This is a genomic window from Rossellomorea marisflavi, assembly GCF_009806575.1.
Taxonomy (GTDB): domain Bacteria; phylum Bacillota; class Bacilli; order Bacillales; family Bacillaceae_B; genus Rossellomorea; species Rossellomorea marisflavi_A.
Genome location: NZ_CP047095.1, coordinates 1,832,171 through 1,856,372, shown reverse-complemented (window position 1 = coordinate 1,856,372; position 24,202 = coordinate 1,832,171). Strand labels below are relative to the sequence as shown.

Genomic DNA, 24,202 nt, shown 5'->3' with positions numbered 1-24,202 from the left:
TTTCAGAAAGCACACATTGTCTCTTCTAACTATATGCAAAAAAAAGAAAGACAGACCGGATCCGGTCTGTCTTTCTTGACGCTCCCCCTCTTCTCGTAAGGAACGGAAGCGTATGTATGCATGCGGAAAGGTGGGAATATCCCCATTTCTTCCACTCTCTAACGGACACTTATTGGATATTTTTGTTCATCTGTTTGATGGCTGCCTTCTCAAGACGGGAGACCTGAGCCTGCGAAATCCCGATCTCATCTGCCACTTCCATCTGCGTCTTTCCCTGAAAGAAGCGTTTACTGATGATCAACTTCTCACGATCATTCAGGCGTTTCATCCCCTCTTGAAGAGCGATTTCCTCCACCCAATGGTAATCCCTGTTCTTTTCGTCGCTCAACTGATCCATCACAAAAATCGGGTCCCCGCCATCATTATAGATGGGCTCGAATAATGAAACCGGGTCCTGTATGGCATCGAGGGCAAACACGATTTCTTCGTGGGGAACATCAAGCACCTTGGCAATTTCTTCTGCTGTCGGTTCCTTTGATGTTTCCCCCATCAACCTCTCCCTTACCTGCAGTGCCTTATAGGCAATATCTCTTAGGGATCGGGAGACCCTGATCGGATTGTTATCTCGGAGATACCGGCGGATCTCCCCGATGATCATGGGGACGGCGTAAGTGGAAAAACGTACATTCTGTCCAAGATCGAAGTTATCGATTGACTTCATGAGACCAATGCAGCCGACCTGGAAAAGATCGTCAACAAACTCCCCACGATTGTTGAATCGTTGAATTACACTTAAGACGAGGCGTAAATTCCCATTGACGAGTTTTTCCCTTGCAGAAATATCGCCTGATTGCATTTGCTTGAAAAGCACTCTCATTTCATCGTTCTTCAGCACGGGTAATTTGGAAGTATCCACACCACAAATTTCGACTTTATTACGTGTCATTCTTTCCCCTCCTTGTAGGAGCTGTTGTACAAAGTTCAGTATCTCCCCGGGCAGGAAAAATATGCATGTTGGGAACAGCAATCAAGGAGGGATCTTCCCAAATGGTTGCCACGCATGGCTTCGACAGCTGAAAAAAATTTGGGAGCTGTATTTTCCGACCATGCCATCAATGAGGACATAAAAAAGAACGACTCCTTTCTGTGAGAAAGGAATCGTTTTAACGGTCACACCATTTTATTGAATTCTTTTTTTAATCGTTTGATAATCCGCTTTTCAAGCCTTGAGATATAGGATTGAGAGATGCCGAGCATATCCGCGACGTCTTTTTGCGTTTTCTCTTCCTCCCCCATCAAACCGAACCGGAGTTCCATGATCTGTTTCTCCCGGTCATTGAGCTGATGAAGTGCGCTGAAAAGAAGCTTTTTGTCCACTGTCGCTTCGAGGTCTTTTGTAATGATGTCCTCTTCGGTGCCTAACACGTCGGAAAGAAGCAGTTCGTTCCCATCCCAATCAATGTTGAGGGGCTCGTCGAATGAAACCTCGGAGCGGATTTTATTGTTTCTTCGAAGATACATCAGGATTTCATTTTCAATGCAGCGGGATGCATAGGTCGCCAGCTTGATTTTCTTCTCGGGATTGAACGTATTGACGGCTTTGATCAAACCGATGGTTCCGATGCTGATCAGATCTTCTATATTGATTCCTGTATTTTCGAACTTCCGCGCGATATACACAACAAGGCGAAGATTCCTCTCTATAAGGAGGGATCTTGCCGCTTTATCCCCGCTGGGCAGTTTTTGAAGGAGCACTTCCTCTTCGTCTTTCGAAAGGGGTGGAGGGAGGGCTTCACTTCCACCTATGTAGTGGATTTCATCCGTCTTGAGTCCCAGTTTCAATAAGAGTTTGTACCAATAATACTGTAGTTTCAGTTTGAGTTTCATCACAATGGGTCCCCCTTATAAATGCTGTAATAATGGAAAGCCGGTTTTTATGAGGCATGATCGACGGGCTTTCTTGCTGCCATTTGCGGATGGATGATCGCTTCAAATTGATGGTCGGGAGACAATGGTTCTTCCCGGAAGGCGATGAGACCATTCGACACTTCCCATTCTGCTCCGGAATCTTTCAGCATGATGCGGTCCGGTTTCAGTGCAGCTAAAAGCTGTCCGGTCTTTCCGATGGACTGAGCCGGTATCAATCTCATTCTGTCGGACCAGACAGAATCGATTGAATCTTCACTCAACAATTCGTTCACGTCACCGGCCATTCTAATAAATTCGTCCGGGACTTCATCCTTGAGACGGGAAAGGGAGAGGATCATGACCGGTTTCTTCCCGATCGGATCCTGCAGCCCGTTTCCACTATCGATCAGCCCCTTGATCCTGATGTTATATTCCCCGAATTGGATTGAAACGTCTACCAGTTGATCATACTGAATCTTGGCATACTCCAGATGATCCACCCTGCTCTTGGAAAAATACCAGGCAAGGGGTAATACAAGCATAACGAATACCCAGCTGATCGGATCACCGAACCCCCGTACAGATGCAATGAGAGTAGAAGCTTCGGCACCCGGGTCGAATGAGATAAAATAGTGTACCCCGATGAGGATGCCTCCTGTTAAAAATGTCACGAAGTAGAACATGAGCAGGTTAGCTAGGAAGAATTTCATCCGTTTGAACCCGAAGGCAACCCATACCATCACAACGGAGAATGATAGTTTCACCAACGGACTTCCCGACAGGTGACTGAGCGGGGTGAAAGCCATAAGAATGATAATCGAACCGATGAGCCCTCCTGAACCGATCCTCCAAAGAGCATATCTCCTCTTCAGGATGATTCCGGTCAACCACAGCAGCGCACAATCCACCAGCAAATTCAATAACCATATGACATCAAGGTATAAGGTCAATCTCTGCCCTCCTCATCGACGGTTCCTACGACTTACGAGAAGTATATCGTACATCCCATCCGGAAGGTTGTCACTTTTTGTACCAGGAAACGGAAAACTTTTCAGGGATTAGTTCGAATCTTGTCAGTATAAATGGAGGCGTAATAAGAGGTACGATACGGGGAAAAATAAAAAAACCTGACAGGACATCCTGTCAGGTTTCTTAGCCGTTTAGCGGCGACGGTTGCGGTTGCGAAGGAACGTAGGGATATCCAACGTCTCTTCTGCAGCCTGATTATTATGGTTCGTATTCGATCGAACAGGCTCTTGCTGCTGTGGTTCCTCGCGTTTCGGCTGTTGCTCACGCTTAGGAGCCTGATTCGCATTCGGCTTCACGCCTCCAAACGTAGGGCGTGTCTGCTTCGGCTGGATTACCTCTTCATTGAACCCGGTCGCGATGACGGTCACAATGATGTCATCTTTCAATTCTTCATTGATGACGGAACCGAAGATCATATTGACCTCCTGATCGGATGCTGATGCCACGATGTCGGCAGCTTCCTGCACCTCGTATAGGCTCAAGGAAGTACCACCTGTGATGTTCATCAGGACCCCTTGGGCACCATCGATGGACGTTTCCAGCAGCGGGCTCGATACAGCCTTTTTGGCTGCTTCCGTTGCGCGATTTTCACCTGATGCGGCACCGATCCCCATAAGGGCTGAACCCTTGTTGGACATGATGGTCTTCACATCGGCAAAGTCAAGGTTGATAAGCCCTGGTGTTGCGATCAGATCCGAGATACCTTGTACACCTTGACGCAATACGTTATCTGCTTCACGGAAGGCTTCTAGCATCGGCGTGCTCTTATCGACGATTTCCAGCAGGCGGTCATTCGGGATGACGATCAGGGTATCGACCCCTTCTTTCATCGCAGCGATTCCACCGCTTGCCTGGTTGGAACGCTTCCTTCCTTCGAAGGTGAACGGGCGGGTGACGACACCTACCGTCAAGGCACCGATCTCACGAGCAATCTGGGCGATGACAGGAGCTGCCCCTGTGCCTGTTCCTCCACCCATCCCGGCGGTAACAAAGACCATGTCGGCTCCGCGGAGCGCTTCTTCGATTTGTTCCTTGCTTTCTTCGGCTGCTTTTTTACCGACTTCAGGATTGGCACCTGCACCGAGACCCCTTGTCAATTTTCCACCGATCTGCATTTTGATTTCTGCTTTTGATAGGTTCAGAGCCTGGGCATCCGTATTGACGGCGATGAATTCCACACCTTGTACACCATGTTCGATCATGCGGTTGACGGCATTGTTACCTCCGCCACCGACACCGATTACTTTAATTGTCGCTAATGAATCTAAATTTGTATCAAACTCCAACATGACAAATCCTCCTAACTCATCGAATCCATGGATTCCTATTTAGTTCCAGGCTATCTTGATTGTTTTCAGGTTTTTTAAGACTGTTATTCAAAGAAATATCCGAAGAATTTTTTCATCTTAGACATCGGCTTATCTTCTTCGTTCACTTCTTCCCTTACCTTTGCAGGCTTGGGCTTTTTAGGGCTGGGCTTTTGCTGTCTTTTTTCACCGGCTTCTACTGCCACCGGTTCTGCGCTTACGACTCTTCCTTGCAATCTAGCATTCTTTTGAGCGTATTTGATCAATCCCACTGCAGTAGTATACTGCGGCTCCCTTACCCCGATATAATCGGGAATCGCTACGCGCACACGATTTTGGAAAACGATTTGTGCTAATTCTAACACACCAGGGAGATTAGATACACCTCCAGTCAGAACATATCCTCCTGGAAGGTCCCTGATGCCCATGCGACGCATTTCATGGCTGATCAGATCGAGAACCTCTTCAAGCCTTGCCTCTATGATATCAGAAATTTCCAACTGATTGAACTGCTGATGTTGGTCGCTGCCGATGATCGGCACCGAGAAGACTTCGTCCTCAGATGCATGGTCGTAGTAGGCATGACCATACTTCACTTTGATCTTCTCCGCATCTTCCGTCGACGTTCTAAGGCCGATGGATAGATCTTTGGTGATATGTTCCCCGCCTACCGGGAGAACCGTAGTGGCTTTCAAGTGACCTTGTTCGAATACGGCGATGGTGGTTGAACCCCCACCGATGTCGATCAATGCCGCACCAAGGTTCTTCTCATCCTTGGATAGTGCAACCGAGCCTGCAGCCAACGGCTGTAGGACGATATCCACTATTTCCAATCCTGCTTTTTCAACACATCGGAGCGTATTATGTAAGATGGTCTTTGACCCGGTGATGATGGTCCCTTCCATTTCAAGCCGGACACCGATCATCCCCCTCGGATCTGTTATCTCATCCAGTCCGTCCACGATGAACTGTCTCGGGATGACGTTGATGATCTCCCTTTCAGGCGGGATCGATACGACCTGTGCCGCATCCATGACCCGAAGCACGTCTTCGTCCCCGATCTCCCTGTTATCGCTGGAGACGGCCACGACACCATGGCAGGACTGAAGGGATACGTGATTACCCGTGATCCCGACGATGACCTGGCTTATGGAAAGACCGACCATCCTTTCTGCTTGCTCAACCGCCTTTTTGATTGTATGAACAGTTTCGTCTATATCTACGATGGAACCTTTACGGATTCCTTCTGAGTTCACATTCCCTACACCGATAATGTTCAGAGAATCATTTGTCATTTCACCGATGATCACTTTCACTGTGGATGTACCGATGTCTAGGCTAACGTAAATTTCATTGCTGTTCACTCTGTGGCACCTCCTTAAAGAATGTTTGTTTCGAACAACAAGCTTAGAATAGGTGATTCTAAGTATATCTTATTATGATATTCGCTGTAATAAAAACGATTCCCTTTTAATATTCTAATTTTTTTCTCTTTTTTCTCGTTTATTTGTCCAATTGCTGATCAGTAGTCGTCGAATGACGGCAATGTTCTGGAACAACCTTACTCCAAAGGCAAAGACCGCCGCCAAGTACAAGTCTACACCAAGATGTACCCCCAGAAAAGCTAAACTTGCCGCTAGGAGGATATTGAAAAAGAAGCCAGAAACAAAGACTTTATCGTCATAGATATTTTGCAGGTGCGCACGTATTCCTCCGAATAATGTATCCAGGGCAGCCAGGACGGCTATGGAAAGATAGTTTGAATACTCATCCGGTATGCGGATGTCCGTGGCGAGGCCCAAAAAGACTCCCACCAGCAACCCTAATAGGGGTAGCCACATTGTTAACCGTTCCCTCCTGTTTCTTTGACTGGTTCCATGAGGCGGACCCTGATCGTATCTTCGTAAGCCGGTATCTTCTGATCTTCCAGCGGCTTCGAGATATTGACCCTGAGATTATCGATGAAGAAATCTTCCAGCGACTGTGAAACCTGCATCCGGTTATACAGCTTTTCGGCCGTTGCATAGTCAGCTGTCAGCACCTTCACCTCAAAGGGCAGGGAACGGATCGAGTAGCCGTCGACCTTGGTCTCTCCATTGATGTCACGGATGACGGATGTGTTGACAAGTCGATGTCCATCTATGGAAATATCTGTTGCATCATATTTGCTTAGTTCGTTGATTAGCCTCTCGAGAAGCTGAGGTGATACATTCTTAACCGGCTCACCAAGAAGGAGTTCCTCCTCCACAGGTTCAATCGTGAGAGTGAGCCCCGGTCCTTTTTTTTCGGTCAGCCCCGCTTCGGCCTTGAGCTCCTCGAGGGTCTGCTTCAACGCTTCTTCGGGGCTGGATTCTTGTTGTGCCTTGTATTGTTCAAGCTTCCCTTCCACCGAGCGCATCTCTGTATTCAGATTTGAATTGAGCTCTTTTTCTTTCAACAGGGCCTCTCTCAGCTCCCATACGTCCCGCGTATCCCTTATGACGGGTTCCTGGACCGTCTGGAATTGAATGGCCAGCATAAAGCCGATGATTACCGTGACGACGGTGAAGCTAACCTTTAATCTACCGCCCATTGCTTGTCACCTTTCCTTCAATACCTGGTCGAACGCCGCTCGGTTCATGAATCCCCGAGCAACGGTCCTAATGTGATCTCCTTCTCTTTTTCCATGGAGACGACGATATTCTCATTGAGCAGTTGATCCTTCACTCCACCATTGATATTCAAGGCGGAATTCAGAACGTCAGCGTCCCCGATCGCCGTAATTTCAAACGGTGCGGGGTAGTCCACCCCGTCCACCTGTATCACCGGCCCGTTGCAAAGCACGTAAGAGTTATGCTTCAGACGCTGTCCGTTGATGGCCACCGCAGAGGCCCCGGCTATATATAATTCATTGATCACTTTGAAGACATGGTGTTCGTGAACGATATAATTGTTGATATTCTCCTCTTCGGGGTTATAATCCGCATCCGACAGGGTGACCTTGAGACCCGGACCCTTGACTTTGGTTTTACCTAGGTACATCCTGTAACGTTCTGCGTCTTCGGCGAGATTAAAATAGATCTGCTTTTCCTTTGAAAAGGATTTTTCCATGGTTACAACTTTTTCCTGTTTCTCATAAAGATTTTCCTGCAGCTCATTATTTTTTTGCTGATAATCAAGAATTTGATCCCTAAGAGCTTCTTCCTGCTTCAACTGTCCATCGGTTCGATTCGAGCGCTCATCCTGCTTTGAACTGGCTAGACTGTAGGAAAAGGCGAGTATGAAACCGAGGACCAGGCAGACAAGGGACAGGATCACTTGCTTACTCTTGATTTTGACCCTCTTCATCAGTGCCTTCATCCTCCGTTTCATAAGCTTTGAAAAACGATCCGACCTCCAGATCGATGACCCCCTTCTTCGATGGGTCAAGCTGACTCGCGATGGACGGATAATGAATCATCTTCTCAGAGAAGGTGCGTATGGTCGCACTTACTTCAAAGCCGTCATTCATATAGAGGGTGACATGATACTGATCCGTTTCCTTCGGGGTCAGATTGATCTCTGAGATCATCTGTTGAACCTCAGGAGGGAGTTTACCCAGCTCCTTCATCATCTTCTCAAGAACTTTATCTTCCTTGAATCCCCGAAGGAGAGGCGCATCGACGGGCATGGCATCGGTCCCTTTATCAAGGATCCTCCCGTTTTCCAGGATCACATAGTAGCGTGAATCACGGGAAAGATACGCTTTCTTATCGTGTTCCTTGATGGAAATCACGTACGTATTGGGAAACGTCAGGCTGACTTCGGCCTTCTTTACTTCAGGCAGTTTCTTCAGCTTGTCTGAGACGGAATTCTTATTCACTCCCCATACGCTTGTACCTGTTGAGATCCCACCTGCTGCAAGCACCTTTTCATCCGGAATGAGTTCATTCCCGGTCACCTCGACCTTTTTGACATGACTGAGGGGTGATTGGAAATAGACCACAGACAAAATCAAGATCAGGAACAAAGTTAAAAGGAAGAAAAGACGCCGGTTCGCTTTCTTTTTCCGATGCTGTTTCAGTTTAGGGATCCTGTCTTCAATCGAAACAACGTTTTCTTTTTTCATGTCAAACGATCTCCTAAGCATCACTAGTTTCTGTCATGGGTTCAATCCCCATGAATGATCTGACCATTACGCCGGCATTCATGTAGGAGAATGGAGAAAGAGGTATGTAGGATGGAACCATTGTTTTCTATGTAAGAGAAAGATGCCGGGAACATAGTGTACCGTTATAATGAACACGGGTCTGCCAGCAAAAACGTCCATCCCTATATATACACTCTTTTCATCCATTCTAAACGAGAAATATTCCTTTATGAATGCCTGTCATTGAATTGTAAAAGATTTGGTCTGCAATAGTAATAAATCCTCCTAGTTCCAGTAAAGAAAAGGAGTGACATCCACTATTCATATGTAATTTATTGTAACACCATCTAAGGATTTAGCCTATGGTTTTTTTACTGAAAACACCGTTTTCATAGGGCTTTTCGCTCTTTTTTGTCTATTTACTCCTTCCTGCTTCCGGTTTATGGATAGACGTGGAAGATATTTGGGGAATCCATCCGTATTCCGTGCCATTCAAAATGAAATGACCAACCATTCATCCACCCCTGCAAAGAGGAAAAGGTCTTCCTCCCTTCATCCTCAAAGCAAAGAGTGACCAACTGTCATCACAGAATGACGTAGGTATTATTACCTAATATCGGAATTTCGTACTCCCCCGACCCATTGGAACGGAATAGGGATAGCCCAAGAAGCTATGGATGATTCTTGATTCTATTCCCTATGGCACTCTCCTATCCCGAATCCGACAGTGCAGTGCAGCGGACGGCGGCCGACTCACACGGGAATGGTGGACAGGTGAGACCCTGCAAGCGCAGCTGAAGCGGCTCACCGTCCACCCCGCAGGAAAGCGGTCGACCGCAGCGGAACGGAACGGCCCAAATATGAATACATACCTCTATCAGATATACTCTTCCCCTAGTCAAAGTATCAAAAATCCGCATATCCCTCCTCTCTCTCCAATCTGCCCAAACGAAAAAACCGCCCCTCCTAAGAGAGACGGCTCAAACATCTACGTTTTAGCGTACCGGCTGATATTCAAAAGCACACCGACCGCCATCAGCATGAGCGTCAGAGAAGACCCTCCATAGCTCAAAAACGGCAGGGTGATCCCCGTCACGGGCATCAGACCCGTCACAACCCCCACATTGATCATCACCTGAATGGCAATCATCGATACGATCCCAAGGGCAAGGAAGCTGCCGAACAGGTCCGGTGCACCGAGTGCGATGCGGATCCCCCGCCAAAGGATCAGGGAAAAGAGCAAAAGCACGAGCGTTCCCCAATAAATCCGAGTTCCTCGGCCAAAATGGCGAAAATGAAATCATTTTGAGGTTCAGGGAGATAAAAGAACTTCTGCCTGCTCTGACCCAGTCCGAGACCGAATAATCCGCCGGGCCCGATGGCATACAAGGACTGGATGATCTGAAACCCCGAGTTGAGCGGATCCTGCCACGGGTCTAGGAAGGATGTGATCCGTTTGATCCGGTAAGGGGCGGAAATCACCAGACCGACAAAACCGAGCAGGCCGATAAGTCCGAGAAACATGAAGTGCTTGATCCGTGCACCCGAGATGAAAATCATCACGACAGATGTGCCCACCATGACGGTCCCGGTGCCAAGATCCGGCTGCAGCATGATCATGCCGAATGCCGTGAAGACCATGAGGAGAGCCGGCAATACGCCCTTCCTGAAAGAAGTGATGTATTTTTGGTTCTCACTTAAGTATTTCGATAAAAAGGCGATCATGGCAATTTTCATGAATTCTGAAGGCTGTACCGAAAAGGCTCCGACACCGATCCAGCTCCTGGATCCATTCCTCAACACCCCTATGCCGGGGATCAGAACCAATACCAGGAGGATGAAACAGACGATGATCATCACTTTTGACCAGCTCTTCCACGTCCAGTACTCCACATTCATGATGAAGAACATGACCAGCAGTCCCACCCCGGCGAATAGCAGCTGCCGTTTGGCAAAGAAAAAGGTATCATCGAACTTGTAGTCCGCCCAGACAGCACTTGCACTGTAAACCATGATCAGACCGATGGCGAGCAGGGTCATGGTGACCATGATCAGTATAAAATCGGGTGTCGATTTTTTTAAAGGCAAAGTTATGCACCTCGAATTGACTTATTTGAGCCGTTCGAGCACCCTTTAAGGATTCTGCCTTCCGTGCTAGTGTGCGGTTGCTCTATAAGACAAGCTCTTATTAAAGCATATGCACAGCCTGGATAAACATGTCTCCTCGTTCCTCAAAAGTGCGATACTGATCCCAGCTCGCGCATGCAGGCGACAGGAGGATCACATCCCCTGGCTGCGAATGTTCATATGCCACAGGAACAGCTTTTTCAACATTATCGACAGTGATGATGGATTCTATCCCTGCCTTTCTTCCTGTTTCTGCGAGCTTTTGGGCCGTTTCACCGAACACGATGAGGGTTGATACATTCTTCAGATACGGAATAAGGTCGTCAAAATCATTTCCGCGGTCCAATCCACCGGCGAGGAGGATCGTGGGACCAGCGAAGGCGTTCAGTGCACTTTTCGTTGCAAGGCTGTTCGTCGCCTTCGAGTCGTTATAGAATTTCCGCCCTTCCACTTCCTTCACGAATTGCGTACGGTGCTTGACCCCTGCGAAAGTGGAAAGGACCTTCCTGATGCTTTCATTCGGCACATCATACAGTTTGCACGCGGCCACTGCGCTCAGGATGTTTTCCAGGTTATGTGCTCCCGGCAGGACGATATCGTCCAGGCTGACGATGAACTCATCTCGGAAATAAATCGCGTCTTCCTTGATATAGGCTCCATCAAGGACTTCTTTCGTAGTGGAGAAAGGCACCACCTGTGCTTTTGTATGGGCAACGGCAGCGATCAGATGGGTTTGATCATCATTGATGATGAGGAAGTCATCCTCCGTTTGATTCTTCGTGATGTTCACTTTTGCCTGCCAATAGTCGTGAAGACTGCCATGGTAGTCCAAGTGGGCTTCATAAAGATTCGTGATAATGGCGATATGCGGTTTGAACTCCTCGATGCCCATCAATTGGAACGATGAAAGCTCTACCACCATTTTGTTATGGGGCCCCGCTTCCTGCGCCACTTCAGAGGCAACAGTCCCGATGTTTCCTGCAATCAGCGGGTTTTGATCGCCGTCCGCCAGCATTTCGAACAGGAGGGTCGTAGTCGTGGTCTTTCCATTCGTACCCGTGATCCCGATCATTTCGGCTTCCGAGATCAGGTAAGCAAGTTCCACCTCCGTCAACACCGGGATGCCTTTTTCAATTGCTTTTTGAATCAGGGGATTGGTATAAGGGATCCCCGGATTTTTAATCACATATTGGAAGCCCTCATCCATGAGTTCGATGGGGTGGCTGCCTGTGATCACCTTTATCCCCTCCTGGAGGAGACCCTGGGCGGCAGGGTTTTCAGACAGGGGCTTTTGGTCATTCACCGTGACAAAGGCATCCAGCTTATGTAGGAGGGATGCTGCCGTCACACCGCTCTTGGCAAGACCCAGCACTAGTACTTTTTTATGTTTGAATTTGACTGTTGATTTCACTTATAACCACACCTCGATATAAATTCCCAGGACGGCAAACAATAGGCCCACTGTCCAGAAGGTCACTACAACACGCCACTCGGACCACCCTGATAGTTCATAGTGATGATGGAGCGGACTCATTTTAAAGATTCTCTTACCCGTTGTCTTGAAGGAAGCAACCTGAAGGATGACAGAAAGGGTCTCGATGACAAATACTCCCCCGATCAAAATCAGGATGATTTCCGTCTTCGTCAGGATTGCGACTGTTGCAATCGCTCCTCCGAGCGCAAGCGATCCCGTATCCCCCATGAACACTTTTGCGGGATGGGCGTTGAATACGAGGAATCCAAGTACCGCTCCTACAACCGCGACGCTGAAAATGGCGACATCGAATTGTGATTGATTCCATGCAAGGACAGCCATGGCTCCGAACGCAATAGCGGATGTTCCTGAAACAAGGCCATCAAGACCGTCTGTCAGGTTGACTGCATTGGAGAATCCGACAAGCCAGAAGATGATGAACAGGCAGTAGAACCAACCAAGTTCGATGGAAATGTCCGTCATCGGGATTGATACGGCTGTGGAGAAATCATTCTGCTTGAAGATCAGATAAAAGATGATGGAGATGACAATCTGACCTGCCAGTTTCTGTTTCGACGTCAGGCCGAGGTTCCGTTTCATGACCACCTTGATGAAATCATCCAGGAATCCAAGCAGACCGAATCCTACTGTGACAAGGATCATCAGATAGGTTTCTGGTCCGATATCGGAAAACCTGCCTGTCATGAGGAAGGTAGTGGCGACGATGGAAAGCAAAAAGACGATCCCACCCATAGTCGGTGTCCCGGTCTTTTTCTGATGGGACTGGGGACCTTCGTCACGGATGCTCTGACCGAATTTTAGCCTTCTAAGGAAGGGGATGAAAATCGGCGCAAGCACGGCTGTTATGATAAATGCTGCGATGATAGTATATAAGATTACTTGTTCCGTCATTCTGATTGTTCGTCCTTTCTCTCTTGCCCCTCGGGGTGTTAGTCCCGGGGCGGTTTAATCTGTGTGTCTGATCTGCCCTCCCAACAGGCGATCAGTCTCTCATAGGCTTGCTTCATATCCTCTACAATGAATAAAGGGAAATGATTGGGAACATGGGCAGGAATGACCTGATCCTTCAGCCACAAGGATGCAATGGCGCCCGATTCGATGGGCCCGAGGAGGTCTTCGCCTCCATGAAGTGGCACATACAGCCCCTTGCTCATCTTCTTCTCTGGATCAGTCGCAATCATCCCGAAGGTCAGGCCGGGGAAGCGGATCCCCCTTGACTCCGGGAAGAGAAGCAGGACATTTTCATAAGAAAGCATGCCTATTCCCCCTTGATGATGAGCTTCGCGACTTCGCGGTCATCGAATTCATACACCTGGGACCCGATGATCTGATAGGTTTCGTGGCCCTTTCCGGCGATCAATACCACATCATCGCCCGAAGCCATGGTAATGCCATGGCGGATGGCTTCCTTGCGATCTTCGATCAAGACATATCCTTTACCGAACACCCCGGCTTCCATGTCCTTCAAGATCTGCATGGGGTCTTCTCCGCGGGGGTTATCAGACGTAAATATGGCTAAATCCCCGTATTCACACGCGATTTCGGCCATGATCGGCCTTTTGATCCTATCCCGGTCCCCACCGCATCCGACAATCACGATGATTTTCCCTTTTGTGATGGAACGGATCGTCTCGAGGACATTTTTCAATCCATCTGGGGTATGGGCATAATCCACGATCACACTGAATTCCTGTCCGGCAGAAATCGTTTCGAATCTCCCCCTCACACCCGTCGCTGCCCTCAGGACCCTTGCACTTTCTGCCACCGGGATTCCGGCAGCAGAAGAGGAGGCCACCGCTGCGAGTGCATTGTAGACATTGAATAGCCCCGGGAGACCGATGGAGAGCTTCTCCGTCCCGAAAGGCGTCACCATGGTGAACGTTGTGGCCGATGCCGTCAAGGAGATGTCTTTCGCATAAAAATCAGCTTTTTCTGTCAATCCATAGGTGAAAACGTGGGCCGCGGTGGATTTAATATAGTAATCCGCCGCTTCGTCGTCCATGTTAATAATCGCATACTTCGGTGATTTTTTAAAATACGTATTTCCCAACTGGGAAAAAAGCAGGCCCTTTGCGTTCCGATACTCATCCATGGATCGGTGATAGTCCAAATGATCCTGAGTGAGATTGGTGAAGACCGCGATGTCAAAGTCACAGCCGTGCACCCTTCCCTGATCCAATGCATGGGAGGAAACCTCCATGATGGCTGATTGAACGCCTTTGTCGACGAACTCCTTGAAGGTCCTTTGCAACGTAAGGCTATCCGGTGTCGTATTCCGGCTTTTTTGAAGGACATCCCCCACTTTTATATGCAGTGTGCCGATTAAGCCAGTGGTAAGACCGGAACCCGCATAGATTTGTTCGATCAGATGGGTGGTGGTCGTTTTGCCGTTTGTTCCCGTTACCCCGACAAGTAATAAACGATGGGAAGGTTGTTTGAAGAAATAATCTGAGAGGATGGCCATGGCTTTCCTTGTGTCTGGAACAATCACGACCGGTAATCCTGTCTTCACTTCTTTCTCCGCCAGCACCGCGGCCGCCCCGTTCCGCTCCGCTTCCCTGACGAGAGAGTGGCTGTCGACTTCAAGGCCATTGATACAGATGAATAAATCGCCTTTCCTTACATCCTTATGGTGGTTCACAATATTCGAAATAGGTGGATCCCCTTCACCCTGTACTGTGAAAAATGGTAGTACTTCAAGCATTGTGTGCAATCTCATCTTTTCAACTCCTAACAGGCAGAAAGCAACCTTTATATATTTTACAAAAAAAAACGACTGAAAGCTATCAACCTTTTCACTTAGTTCGTGATTCATCTCGATTTCTAACGATTTCAATTTATCCAACTGCGGCGACTTGACGCGAAAACGCCGGACTTTTCACAGGAATCCCACAAAAAGTCCGGCCGCTCCCTATTCAGACATCTGAACCCTTACCGTCGATCCCTCTTTGATCTTGACACCAGGGTCCGGCGACTGACTCACGACATGGTCACCCTCACCGCTGACTTCGAGCTTCAAATTCACGAGCTGCTCCTGCAGTTCGCTTTTCGATAAACCGACGAGCTCCGGCGTCTTGATGAGCGGGACATCCAGCCATGTCATCTTTTTCTCGATCTGATCCTTCCTCTTCGGCACGCCCATCGCCTCCAGGCTGTCGCCGATGATGCTTCCTGCAATCGGAGCAGCCACGACACCACCGAATTGAACGGTGCCTTTCGGATTGTCGACTGCCACATACACGACGATTTCCGGATCATCCATTGGTGCAACGCCCATGAATGAGACGATATGATTATTTTCCAGATACTTTCCGTCTTTGGCTTTCTGTGCAGTCCCCGTCTTGCCACCGACACGATATCCTTCTACGAATGCCTTCCCGCCAGTACCGAGGGCAACGACACTTTCAAGTGCTTCCCTTATCTGTTTCGATGTATCTTCCGATATGACTTTCCTCTTCGCCTCAGGGGTCTTCCTCATCACCACCTCACCCGTCTTAGGGTCGACGAGTTCTTTAGCAATGAAAGGTTGATAGAGGGTCCCGCCATTCACTGCAGCAGCTACAGCGGCCACCTGCTGGATTGGCGTTACGGCAACACCCTGACCGAAAGCCGTTGTCGCCTGCTCCACAGGACCTACGCGATCCAGATTGAAGAGCAACCCTTTTCCTTCTCCCTGAAGGTCGATTCCTGTCTTCTGTCCAAACCCGAAGTCGTCGATGTACTCAAACAACTTCTCTTTCCCCAACCGCTCTCCAAGTTCAACAAAGCCGGGGTTACACGAGTTCTGGACTACTTCCAGGAATGTCTGGGTCCCATGCCCACCCCTCTTCCAGCAGTGAAGGGTCGACCCGGCTACCTCCACATGGCCCGGATCATGGAACGTATCTTTATGAAGATCGACCTTTTTCTCCTCCAAAGCAGCAGCAAGGGTGATGATTTTAAATGTTGAACCGGGCTCATACGTACTCCAGATCGGCAGGTTCCGGTTATAGACTTCCTGGGGCACGTTTTTGAAGTTGGATGGATCGAAAGTGGGACGGCTTGACATGGCGAGGATTTCACCGCTTTTAGGGTTCATGGCAATGGCAATGATCCCATCCGGATTATACGTTTCCTGAGCGATATCCAGCTCCCTCTCAACGATGGTCTGTACTTTGGTGTCAATGGTGAGCTTCAGATCCAGGCCGTTATCAGGCTTTTCGAAGTCATCCGCCATATCCGGCATCCGTTTCCCCTTGGCATCAGAGAAGAACTTCACGTACCCCTTTTCCCCGCTGAGCTCCTCGTCATAGGATAATTCAAGCCCCATCAGGCCCTGATTATCGATGCCTGCAAACCCCAATACATGCGAAAGGTAGCTTCCATACGGGTAATATCTTTTTGAATCCTCCCCGAGGTAAACCCCTTTCAAGTTCATATCGCGTACTTCCTTCGCTTTATCATAGGATAGTTTCCTTGCTTCTTTGATCAAGACCATATTTGCCTTCTGTGTTACATATTTATATGCGGCCTCAACGGAAATATTAAGGGTGGACGCAAGCTTCTCAGCTGTTTCTTTCGGTTCGGTGATTTGTCTTGGCACGACAAAAATGGTGGGGGCGCTTTGATTGGCCGCCAACTCCACGCCGTTTCGATCAAGGATCTTACCACGCTCAGGCTGGAATGGAATATTCCTGCTCCATGAATCCTTTGCAAGGCCCGTGAGCCAGTCCCCTTTGAAAAACTGGACGTACCCGAGTCTCACATCAATGATGGAGAAGATCAGGATCCCTGCAATAAGTGCGATGGCCAGACGTTTCCTTACTGTTACATTCGATACTCTCTTCACTAATGGAACCTCCCCTTCTATGGCTCGTTCCATTATATGCTTGGACCACCGGCCGTATGTTCCGGAATTTCCCGAACGCGCCTTAAATGAAAGAGGGACCTGCCGGCCTCGGCAGATCCCTCTGTTCCATCCCTATTCTTTTTTCTTTTTCATCTGTTCCTGAGGGGTCTTGAATGTTACTTCCAGGGCTTGGCCTTCTTTTACCTTTGTCCCGGCTTTGATGCTTTGTTTGACCACATAGCCATTTCCTTCAACCTTCAGCTTCAGGTCGGTCAGGCCGGCGACTTTGAATACGTCCCGGATGGACCAACCCGTCATGTCTGGAAGGGTCGTTTCTCCGTCGGTCCTGATGATGACCCGCTCCCCTTCAAGGATCTTGTCACCAGAAGGCGGCGACTGTTTCGTCACCGTGCTTCCTTTTCCAAGAATGATCGGTTCGACACCTGCTTTTTCAAGCTCGGCCTTTGCTTCTTTCACTGACAGGTCCTTTACATCCGGCAGCGATGATTTCTTCAGCGTCACCTTCTCCTGAGGCTTGATATTCAAGTACTTCAAACTGTTCTGCATGACCGGTTTGAAGACTGCCGCCACTGGATCGGAACCGATTTCCCCTTCCTTCAGCTGGGGTTCCTGGATACCCACATAGACGATCAGCTCCGGATCATCTGCCGGTGCCATGCCCATGAAGGAGAAAAGATAGTTATTCGTTGCACCGGATTTGTATCTTCCCGTCGCCGGATCCGGGATCTGTGCAGTCCCTGATTTCCCCGATACCCGGTAATCATCCAGGGCGAATCTGGCTCCGGTTCCTTCAGGAGATGTAACGGTCGTTTCCAGGTACTCCCTCGTTTTCTGGGCAGATTCCTTTGTGATCGGGTTACCCGCAACTTCCGGTTTCGTTTCTTTGACCACTTTATTCGTATTCGGGTCCACCACTTTGGAGATGACATACGGTTTCATCATCTTCCCGTCATTGGCGATGGCAGACTCCGCCTGAATCATTTGGAGGGGTGTGACGGTTGTCCCCTGTCCGAAGATGGTCGTATACTTCTCGATGGGATAATGATAGAGAATCGATCCTTCTGCCTCATTCGGCAGCCCCACCCCGGTAGGTTTTCCAAAGCCGAAATCATTCAGATAGTTTCCGAATGTTTCGAATCCCAGCTTATCAAGGAGGTTCGCAAACGCCACATTGGAAGAGTGCTGGACTCCCTCTAGATAGGTGATGGTCCCCCATCCGTTCCCGTAGTTATAGTCTTTGATCGGCTGAGGAACTTTGTCCACATAGTACTTACCAGATTCATAGAGTTCATTGGGATTGAATTTTCCTTCATTGACCGCTGCCGCCAGGGAGTATGACTTAAACGTGGATCCAGGTTCGAACGTTTCTTCCACGATCGTATTGGTCCAGTTATTCAACAAGCCCTCCCTATCATCAGGATGGAAGGTGGGCCGCTGTGTCATGGCCAGGATTTTGCCTGTTTTAGGATCAGAAACGATGGCAAACATCTTTTTAGGCTTGTATTCTTTCTCGACTTGACTCATGGCTTCCTCGAGGAACGTCTGCACCTTTTTATCCAGGGTCAGGTAGATGTCGTCCCCGTCTTTCGGAGGAGTGACATGCTCTTCTGAATTCGGAAGGAGGTATCCCCAGACATCGCTCTTATATTGCACCGATCCGTTTTTTCCGCTGAGGATATCATTGAAGCTCTTCTCCACTCCCATCATTCCCGTGGTTTCAGAACTTTCTTCATCTTTCTTTTGTGCGAATCCGATCAGATGGGACGAAAACGTTCCATTCGGATAAAATCGTTTTGATTCTTTCCGGAAGGTGATGCCCGGTAGATCTTCCTCTTTGATTTCTAGCATCTGCTGATGGGAGATGTCTCTTCCCGCAGAACCAAACTCGACCTGATAAGGGGCTTTTTCACCCTTTTGATCGAGTTTTTTATAGATTTCACTCTTATCCATGTCAATATACTTCGCCAGTGCTTCTGCCGTCTTATCAGGATCCGTGACGTGCTTTGGTTTCTTCGGGTCTGTTGTGACTTTCGGGCTTAATATGGCCACAAGCGTATAGGCGGAAGTGTCTTCTGCGATCACGTCCCCATTATTGTCGTAAATCGAGCCCCTCTTGGCCTCGAGGATGTGACCCTTTATGTATTTCTTTGCAGCCTCTGCCGTCAGGGCCTTCCCGTCGACTTCACCCGTGACCTGAATCGTGACGAATCGGACCATAATGATAAAAAAGAGCAGTCCGAATATCCCGAATAGGATGGCTGCTCCGATGTTCATGCTGGATCTTTTTTTCATCATTCTTCCACTACCTTGACATTTTTATCTTTCAGGTTGAGACCCAACTCTTTTGCTTTATCAAGGATACGGTCGTATGCACTCAGTTCACTTACTTGGATCTTGAGATCCGTGTTCGCTTTTTCCTGCTTATCGATGACGCCCTCAGCGACTTGAAGTTCCCGATTCACCTGATAGATGGACGCTTCATTCGATACGATCTTCACGGCGAAGAAACAGAACATGATGGCGAACGCTGCAAGAAGGATTTTTTCTCCGGGAGTGATGACGGATGTCCTTCCCTCACGCAGTCGTTTCGGTTTTGGTTGTGCACTGGTCTCGATCGGTTGTGTTTGATAATTTCTAGCTAAGTTACTCAAGGTGATCCCTCCCATTATTCAATCTTTTTTATCTATTTTTATTTATTTTTTTCTGCTATACGGAGCTTAGCAGAGCGTGCCCTGTTATTCATTTCGAGTTCGTCTTCACTAGGAAGGATCGGCTTTCGTGTGATCAGCTTCAACTCTGGCTCGTACCCTTCTGGAATGACGGGTAGACCTGGGGGAAGCTGGGGTCCTGCAGCCTTTTCCTTGAACATCGTTTTACACATGCGATCTTCAAGTGAATGGAAGGTGATGACGCTGACCCTTCCTCCGGGAGAAAGGATGTCGATGGCCTGTTCGAGGGAATCTTCGAATGCACCGAGCTCATCATTCACGGCTATCCTGATTGCTTGGAAGACACGCTTGGCAGGGTGACCGCCCTTGCGCCTTGCCGGTGCGGGAATCCCTTCTTTGATCAGTTCGACCAATTCCCCTGTGGTTTCAATCGCCTTCTTCTCTCTGGCCGCCTCAATTTTTCGGGCGATCTGTTTGGAGAATTTCTCTTCTCCGTACCGGTAGAAAATGCGTACAAGATCCTCAAAGGACCAGTGATTCACTACATCAAAGGCACTCAATTCCCCTTGAAGGTCCATTCTCATATCGAGCGGCGCATCATGGTGGTAGCTGAATCCCCGTTCAGGTGTGTCCAGCTGCGGGGAAGACACACCGAGATCATATAGCACCCCGTCTACAGTATGTACACCCAGATCCGCAAGTTCCGCTTTCAGGTTCCTGAAGTTGGATTGAACGAATGTGACGCGATCCGAAAACGCTTCTAATTTTTCTTTGGCATGTGCGATGGCTGTTTCATCCTGGTCGAAGCAGTACAGGTGTCCTTGACTGGAGAGTTGTCCTGCCAGATATTCGCTGTGTCCCGCTCCCCGAGGGTGCAATCGACATAGATGCCGTCAGGCCGGATATTCAATCCATCTACAGTTTCTTCTAATAATACGGTCGTGTGTTTAAACATGTTGGTTTCACCTTTCCAATCGACTGTTAGTGGTGGGGGATCAGATATCGAATCCGATCATATTCTCTGCAAGTTCTGCAAAGGAATCTTCAGACTGTGTGAAATAGTCTTCCCATATAGCTTTGCTCCAAATCTCGATTCGATTGGAAACACCTAATATAACGCATTCTTTATCAAGTTTTGCATAATTCACAAGCGTGGTGGGAATGTTCACGCGCCCCGTTTTGTCCAGTTCGCTTTCCGTTGCTCCTGAAAAGAAGAAACGGGTGAAGGCACGGGCGTCTTTTTTTGTGAGCGGCAGGGCTTTGAGCTTTTCTTCTAGTGCGCGCCATTCATCCATGGGATAACCAAATAGGCATTCATCGAGACCGCGTGTGATGACGAACGCATCACCAAGGTGCTCCCTGAACTTGGCAGGTACGATTAAACGGCCTTTTGTATCAATGTTATGTTGATATTCGCCCATGAACATATGCACTGCCCCCACTTTCTATCACAAATGTACCACATCCCCCCACTTTTCTCCACTCTTTTCTATATTCTTTTCTTGCATATTATTTCCTCTCTCAACCTGTCTCTTTTTTCCCTGTTTTCATGACAAGAGACACCATAAAAAAAGGATCGAAATCGCTGTTTCAAGCGAAATCGATCCTTTTATGGTGGTACGTGTCGCTAAATACGTTACAGGTGTACGACTTTATGCGTCCCGTCGAACGTGAAAGGAAGATCGGTGAGCCGGGTAATGAAATCCGGACCAAACCTGTTCATATAATAGAGGACATTCAGTGTCCGTTCCTGGGGACCGCCGTTCGGCCTGATGCTGTTCTCGATGAGATCGAACCGGGAAAGCTGCCGTTCATTCTTGCTCCTGATTGATTTTTCCGTGCGTTTTCGCAAGAATTCGAATTGCTTGAGATGGAATTCAAGGTTCTTATCCACGATCGGATCAAGGTTGTTGTCCACAGCGACCGCTTCCTTTTTGATCCCTTCATACTTCGCGATAAGATACCTTTCGATTTCCTGTAGCTCTCCTTCGAGTTCATTCGGCTTCAGGGTCTCAAGGAATTCATCCCGCACATGGCCAACTCCGTTCCTTACCACTTCCTGCAAGGAAAGGGAGAGTTCTTCGATCCTTTTGGCGACCGTACGCTCAAGGATGGTGATGTTCAGCCTCGGCATGACAGGGGGCATATTCATCCCCATGAATTCAAATGCCTTTTTCAGTTCACCCCAATAAGCGATTTCCCCCGGCCCTCCAATAAAGCTCAAAGTGGGGAATAGCCACTCCTGCATGAGCGGTCGCGTGACGACATTATTACTCAGTCTACCGGGTTGATCATGTAATATTGCCAGCAGTTCTTCCTTCGTGAAGTAGGAGTCGCTGTTCTTATCTTTGAAACCCGAGCCGTCCCTCACGAGTAGGGCACGCTCGTTTTGCATATTCAAGAACAGGTTGGCTGCATCACCGGAGATCTCAAGCTGCGTGTTGAAACCATCTGCCTTAATGTTCTTTTGTTGCATAAGCACTCTGTCCGTGATTTCCCGGCTGTTCTCGATTAGGTGCCGGAAGTAAGGAGCTTCCAGCTTCCTCAACGGTTCAAACGAAGAGTCGATCACAAGGAGCCCATAGTCCTTGAAAAGGGTCATGATGAAGCGGGCAAAAAACGTGACGATATCTTCCCCTTCACGGATGAGACCGTCCATCGTGGCAGTGAGTCCTGCCGTGAACTCGGTCTCTCCCAGCATTTTAAGGATGTCATGGATCCAATTTTTCATCACGGCGGGATCGTATTCGACATCGGAAGTCATGCGTTTATCCACGACCTGTTCCGGATAGCCAGTCTTTTTCACTTTCCCGTCCTGCTCGAGGAAGATGTGGTTCACTTCCTGATAATCATGGTCTTCTCCCGCTATCCAGAATACCGGTACGACAGGATGGTTCAATTCCTGTTCCTGCTCCCGGGCAAGTCTGATGACGGATACGATTTTATGTATGGTATATAGGGGACCGGTAAGCAGGCCTGCCTGCTGTCCTGCAACGACGGCGACGGCATCGTTCTTTAATTTCTGCAGGGATTCTTCCACGGCTGAAGACGACGGAAGCGATTCCATATAGGAGGAGATGCATGTTGCGAGTCCTTCCCGTGGGAATTCCCTCTCCCCCAGGTCTTCAAGGCGACGGCTGAAGACGTCCTGTTCATTGATATTATAATGAAAGAAAGAAGTGACCGGTTCTTCCTGTTTCATATACTTTGAAGCAAACTGATTGATTGCTGGAATATCCAAGCTTTCCAATTCCATATGAATGACTCCTTTTCTAGCTCATAATTTCCTAACGATGAGTATATCATTCCACAAAAGGAAAAGGAAAAAACTTGCCTAAGACATGTAAAAAAGATGCGGATCAGGTGGATTCCATGACCCGAAGAGCGAGGCCCGTCACCATCAGGGCGAGATAGGCCATGGAAAACAAGAGGAAATTCAGTCTCCACGTCCCCCTGATCACTCCCCGGTAATCGACCTCCCCTTTCAACCTCCAGTACAGAATGGTGAAGAATAATGCCGAACAAAGTACGGTCAACAGTATCAGCCAGAAATACGATTGACCCCAAATGGCTATGATGATGAAGTGGACGGAGATCATCAGGAGGATCGTGGTGATATCGACGGAGATGTGGACGGCTTTCCGATGACTTCCCGTCAGCTCCTTGGCCAAGATGAAGCTGATGAAATAGCCCGCGAACGGAATAAGGACGATGAGCGCCATGATAATAGAAAATGCAGAAGCCATCTTATGTCATCCTCCCTGCTGATTCTTTCCCCTTCACGAGGAGATAGAGCGTATTCATGACCGGTATATCCCGTGGCGAAGTCTTACGGACTAGTTCCCCAAGGATGGATTCGATCTCGGTCATCCTTCCGTTTTCTACATCCTTTAGCATGGACGACCGGTTTTGCGCGGTATTCATGCATACTCTCTTAATGTCTTCGAGGGAAATCATTTCTTCCATGTGGGGGTGAAGATGAAGAAGTTCTCCATAGGCCTGTTCGATAAGTGCGCTGTAATATGGATTCGATGCCACTTCTCCATTCACACAGCCTGCAATGGCCGTCAGTGGATTGATGATGGCATTGATGAACAGCTTCCTGAGAAGCATCGCTTCATAATCATCCTCTTTTACAAAAGGAAAAGCAGCATCCTTCTCTTCTAGCAGACGCTGCAGCGGACCGGATGCCCCCCGTACCAAGGCGATGTTCGTAGCGCCCACTCCTTTATGTAAGACGGTATGTTCATTCTCCTTCAGTGCACCATGTTCGACCGATGCCGCCATCACGGTGTCGTAAGGAAGCGTCTTCAGGAGATCCATATGACCGATTCCGTTTTGGAGGAACAGGAGGGGGGTCTCTGTAGGGACGGTGATGAACAGTGACTCATCGAGGTCATACCCCTTTACGGCAAGGATGACAAGATCGTGACAGCTGTCAAGCGCGCTGAGAGACTTTGCCTGCACATCGGTCTGCCCTCTTCTCCCCTCGCGCCACACTGTGACACCATAGGCCTCCAACTGTTCCCTTTGTTCTTTTCTCCTTGCATAGACTGTCACGTTATGCCGTTTACCAAGATAGCCGGCGAACAAAAGCCCGACTGCCCCTGCCCCTATGATCCCGATATCCATCCGATCCCCGCCTTTCAATGTACACTCATTTTACCAAATATTTCTCATTCTTCATACAAAAGTTTCATGTTGCCGAAC

20 protein-coding genes and 2 pseudogenes are annotated in these 24,202 nt (G+C 48.5%); all 22 read right to left on the bottom strand.

All coding sequences use genetic code 11. The features are described 5' to 3' along the window. Positions 1-169 precede the first annotated feature (169 nt). The 22 genes and pseudogenes from sigG to D5E69_RS09630 all read right to left on the bottom strand — a co-directional run bounded on the left by sigG (position 170) and on the right by D5E69_RS09630 (position 24,124). Positions 170-946 (bottom strand): RNA polymerase sporulation sigma factor SigG, encoded by a 777-nt coding sequence (sigG, locus tag D5E69_RS09735; RefSeq protein WP_048004126.1) that lies wholly within the window; start codon positions 944-946, stop codon positions 170-172. Positions 947-1,170: 224 nt separating this feature from the next. Next, positions 1,171-1,890 carry an RNA polymerase sporulation sigma factor SigE gene (gene sigE / locus D5E69_RS09730; protein ID WP_048004127.1) on the bottom strand — a complete coding sequence of 240 codons (720 nt, stop codon included), beginning with the start codon at positions 1,888-1,890 and terminating at the stop codon, positions 1,171-1,173. A gap of 44 nt (positions 1,891-1,934) precedes the next feature. After that, positions 1,935-2,858 carry a sigma-E processing peptidase SpoIIGA gene (spoIIGA, locus tag D5E69_RS09725; RefSeq protein ID WP_063191191.1) on the bottom strand — a complete coding sequence of 308 codons (924 nt, stop codon included), beginning with the start codon at positions 2,856-2,858 and terminating at the stop codon, positions 1,935-1,937. A 210-nt stretch (positions 2,859-3,068) separates the two neighbouring features. Next, positions 3,069-4,226, bottom strand: a complete 1,158-nt coding sequence (gene ftsZ / locus D5E69_RS09720) for a cell division protein FtsZ (RefSeq protein ID WP_048004129.1) — start codon at positions 4,224-4,226, stop codon at positions 3,069-3,071. Positions 4,227-4,309: 83 nt separating this feature from the next. Then, positions 4,310-5,608 (bottom strand): cell division protein FtsA, encoded by a 1,299-nt coding sequence (gene ftsA, locus D5E69_RS09715; protein ID WP_048004130.1) that lies wholly within the window; start codon positions 5,606-5,608, stop codon positions 4,310-4,312. Positions 5,609-5,722: 114 nt separating this feature from the next. Then, positions 5,723-6,085, bottom strand: a complete 363-nt coding sequence (locus D5E69_RS09710; RefSeq protein WP_048004131.1) for a small basic family protein — start codon at positions 6,083-6,085, stop codon at positions 5,723-5,725. A 2-nt stretch (positions 6,086-6,087) separates the two neighbouring features. Next, the gene (locus D5E69_RS09705; RefSeq protein ID WP_048004132.1) at positions 6,088-6,816 is read right to left on the bottom strand and encodes a DUF881 domain-containing protein; all 729 of its coding nucleotides are present in this window, start codon (positions 6,814-6,816) and stop codon (positions 6,088-6,090) included. A gap of 44 nt (positions 6,817-6,860) precedes the next feature. Beyond that, on the bottom strand, positions 6,861-7,571 hold the full coding sequence (locus D5E69_RS09700; protein ID WP_231578825.1) for a DUF881 domain-containing protein: 711 nt from the start codon (positions 7,569-7,571) through the stop codon (positions 6,861-6,863). Next, entirely contained in the window at positions 7,546-8,331 is a 786-nt protein-coding gene (locus tag D5E69_RS09695) for a cell division protein FtsQ/DivIB (protein ID WP_048004134.1), read from the bottom strand. Before D5E69_RS09695 ends, D5E69_RS09700 begins: the two co-directional genes overlap by 26 nt. Before the next feature lie 1,009 nt (positions 8,332-9,340). After that, positions 9,341-10,401 (bottom strand): annotated as a pseudogene (spoVE, locus tag D5E69_RS09690) (stage V sporulation protein E). Between the two features lie 139 nt (positions 10,402-10,540). After that, positions 10,541-11,890: a UDP-N-acetylmuramoyl-L-alanine--D-glutamate ligase gene (murD, locus tag D5E69_RS09685; protein WP_048004136.1), complete on the bottom strand. Its 1,350-nt coding sequence runs from the start codon at positions 11,888-11,890 to the stop codon at positions 10,541-10,543. Then, the gene (gene mraY / locus D5E69_RS09680; protein ID WP_048004137.1) at positions 11,891-12,865 is read right to left on the bottom strand and encodes a phospho-N-acetylmuramoyl-pentapeptide-transferase; all 975 of its coding nucleotides are present in this window, start codon (positions 12,863-12,865) and stop codon (positions 11,891-11,893) included. Positions 12,866-12,903: 38 nt separating this feature from the next. After that, positions 12,904-13,230, bottom strand: coding sequence for a hypothetical protein (locus D5E69_RS09675; RefSeq protein ID WP_063191190.1), 327 nt, complete (start codon positions 13,228-13,230; stop codon positions 12,904-12,906). A 2-nt stretch (positions 13,231-13,232) separates the two neighbouring features. Continuing rightward, complete coding sequence (locus tag D5E69_RS09670; RefSeq protein ID WP_159129598.1) at positions 13,233-14,693, bottom strand: UDP-N-acetylmuramoyl-L-alanyl-D-glutamate--2,6-diaminopimelate ligase; 1,461 nt, start codon at positions 14,691-14,693, stop codon at positions 13,233-13,235. A 192-nt stretch (positions 14,694-14,885) separates the two neighbouring features. Beyond that, a complete protein-coding gene (locus D5E69_RS09665; RefSeq protein ID WP_231578823.1) occupies positions 14,886-16,802 on the bottom strand; it encodes a stage V sporulation protein D in 1,917 nt (638 codons plus the stop codon). A gap of 132 nt (positions 16,803-16,934) precedes the next feature. Continuing rightward, positions 16,935-19,118 (bottom strand): penicillin-binding protein, encoded by a 2,184-nt coding sequence (locus D5E69_RS09660; RefSeq protein WP_048004140.1) that lies wholly within the window; start codon positions 19,116-19,118, stop codon positions 16,935-16,937. Continuing rightward, on the bottom strand, positions 19,115-19,474 hold the full coding sequence (gene ftsL / locus D5E69_RS09655; protein ID WP_048004141.1) for a cell division protein FtsL: 360 nt from the start codon (positions 19,472-19,474) through the stop codon (positions 19,115-19,117). The genes D5E69_RS09660 and ftsL overlap by 4 nt, the downstream gene beginning before the upstream one ends. A gap of 38 nt (positions 19,475-19,512) precedes the next feature. Further along, positions 19,513-20,447 (bottom strand): annotated as a pseudogene (gene rsmH / locus D5E69_RS09650) (16S rRNA (cytosine(1402)-N(4))-methyltransferase RsmH). A 40-nt stretch (positions 20,448-20,487) separates the two neighbouring features. Beyond that, the gene (mraZ, locus tag D5E69_RS09645; RefSeq protein ID WP_048004143.1) at positions 20,488-20,919 is read right to left on the bottom strand and encodes a division/cell wall cluster transcriptional repressor MraZ; all 432 of its coding nucleotides are present in this window, start codon (positions 20,917-20,919) and stop codon (positions 20,488-20,490) included. A gap of 209 nt (positions 20,920-21,128) precedes the next feature. After that, positions 21,129-22,748 (bottom strand): bacillithiol biosynthesis cysteine-adding enzyme BshC, encoded by a 1,620-nt coding sequence (bshC, locus tag D5E69_RS09640; RefSeq protein WP_159129597.1) that lies wholly within the window; start codon positions 22,746-22,748, stop codon positions 21,129-21,131. A gap of 103 nt (positions 22,749-22,851) precedes the next feature. Beyond that, complete coding sequence (locus D5E69_RS09635) at positions 22,852-23,238, bottom strand: DUF3397 domain-containing protein (RefSeq protein ID WP_048004145.1); 387 nt, start codon at positions 23,236-23,238, stop codon at positions 22,852-22,854. 1 nt (position 23,239) lies between these two features. Next, entirely contained in the window at positions 23,240-24,124 is an 885-nt protein-coding gene (locus D5E69_RS09630) for a ketopantoate reductase family protein (protein WP_213085585.1), read from the bottom strand. Between the last annotated feature and the right edge of the window lie 78 nt (positions 24,125-24,202).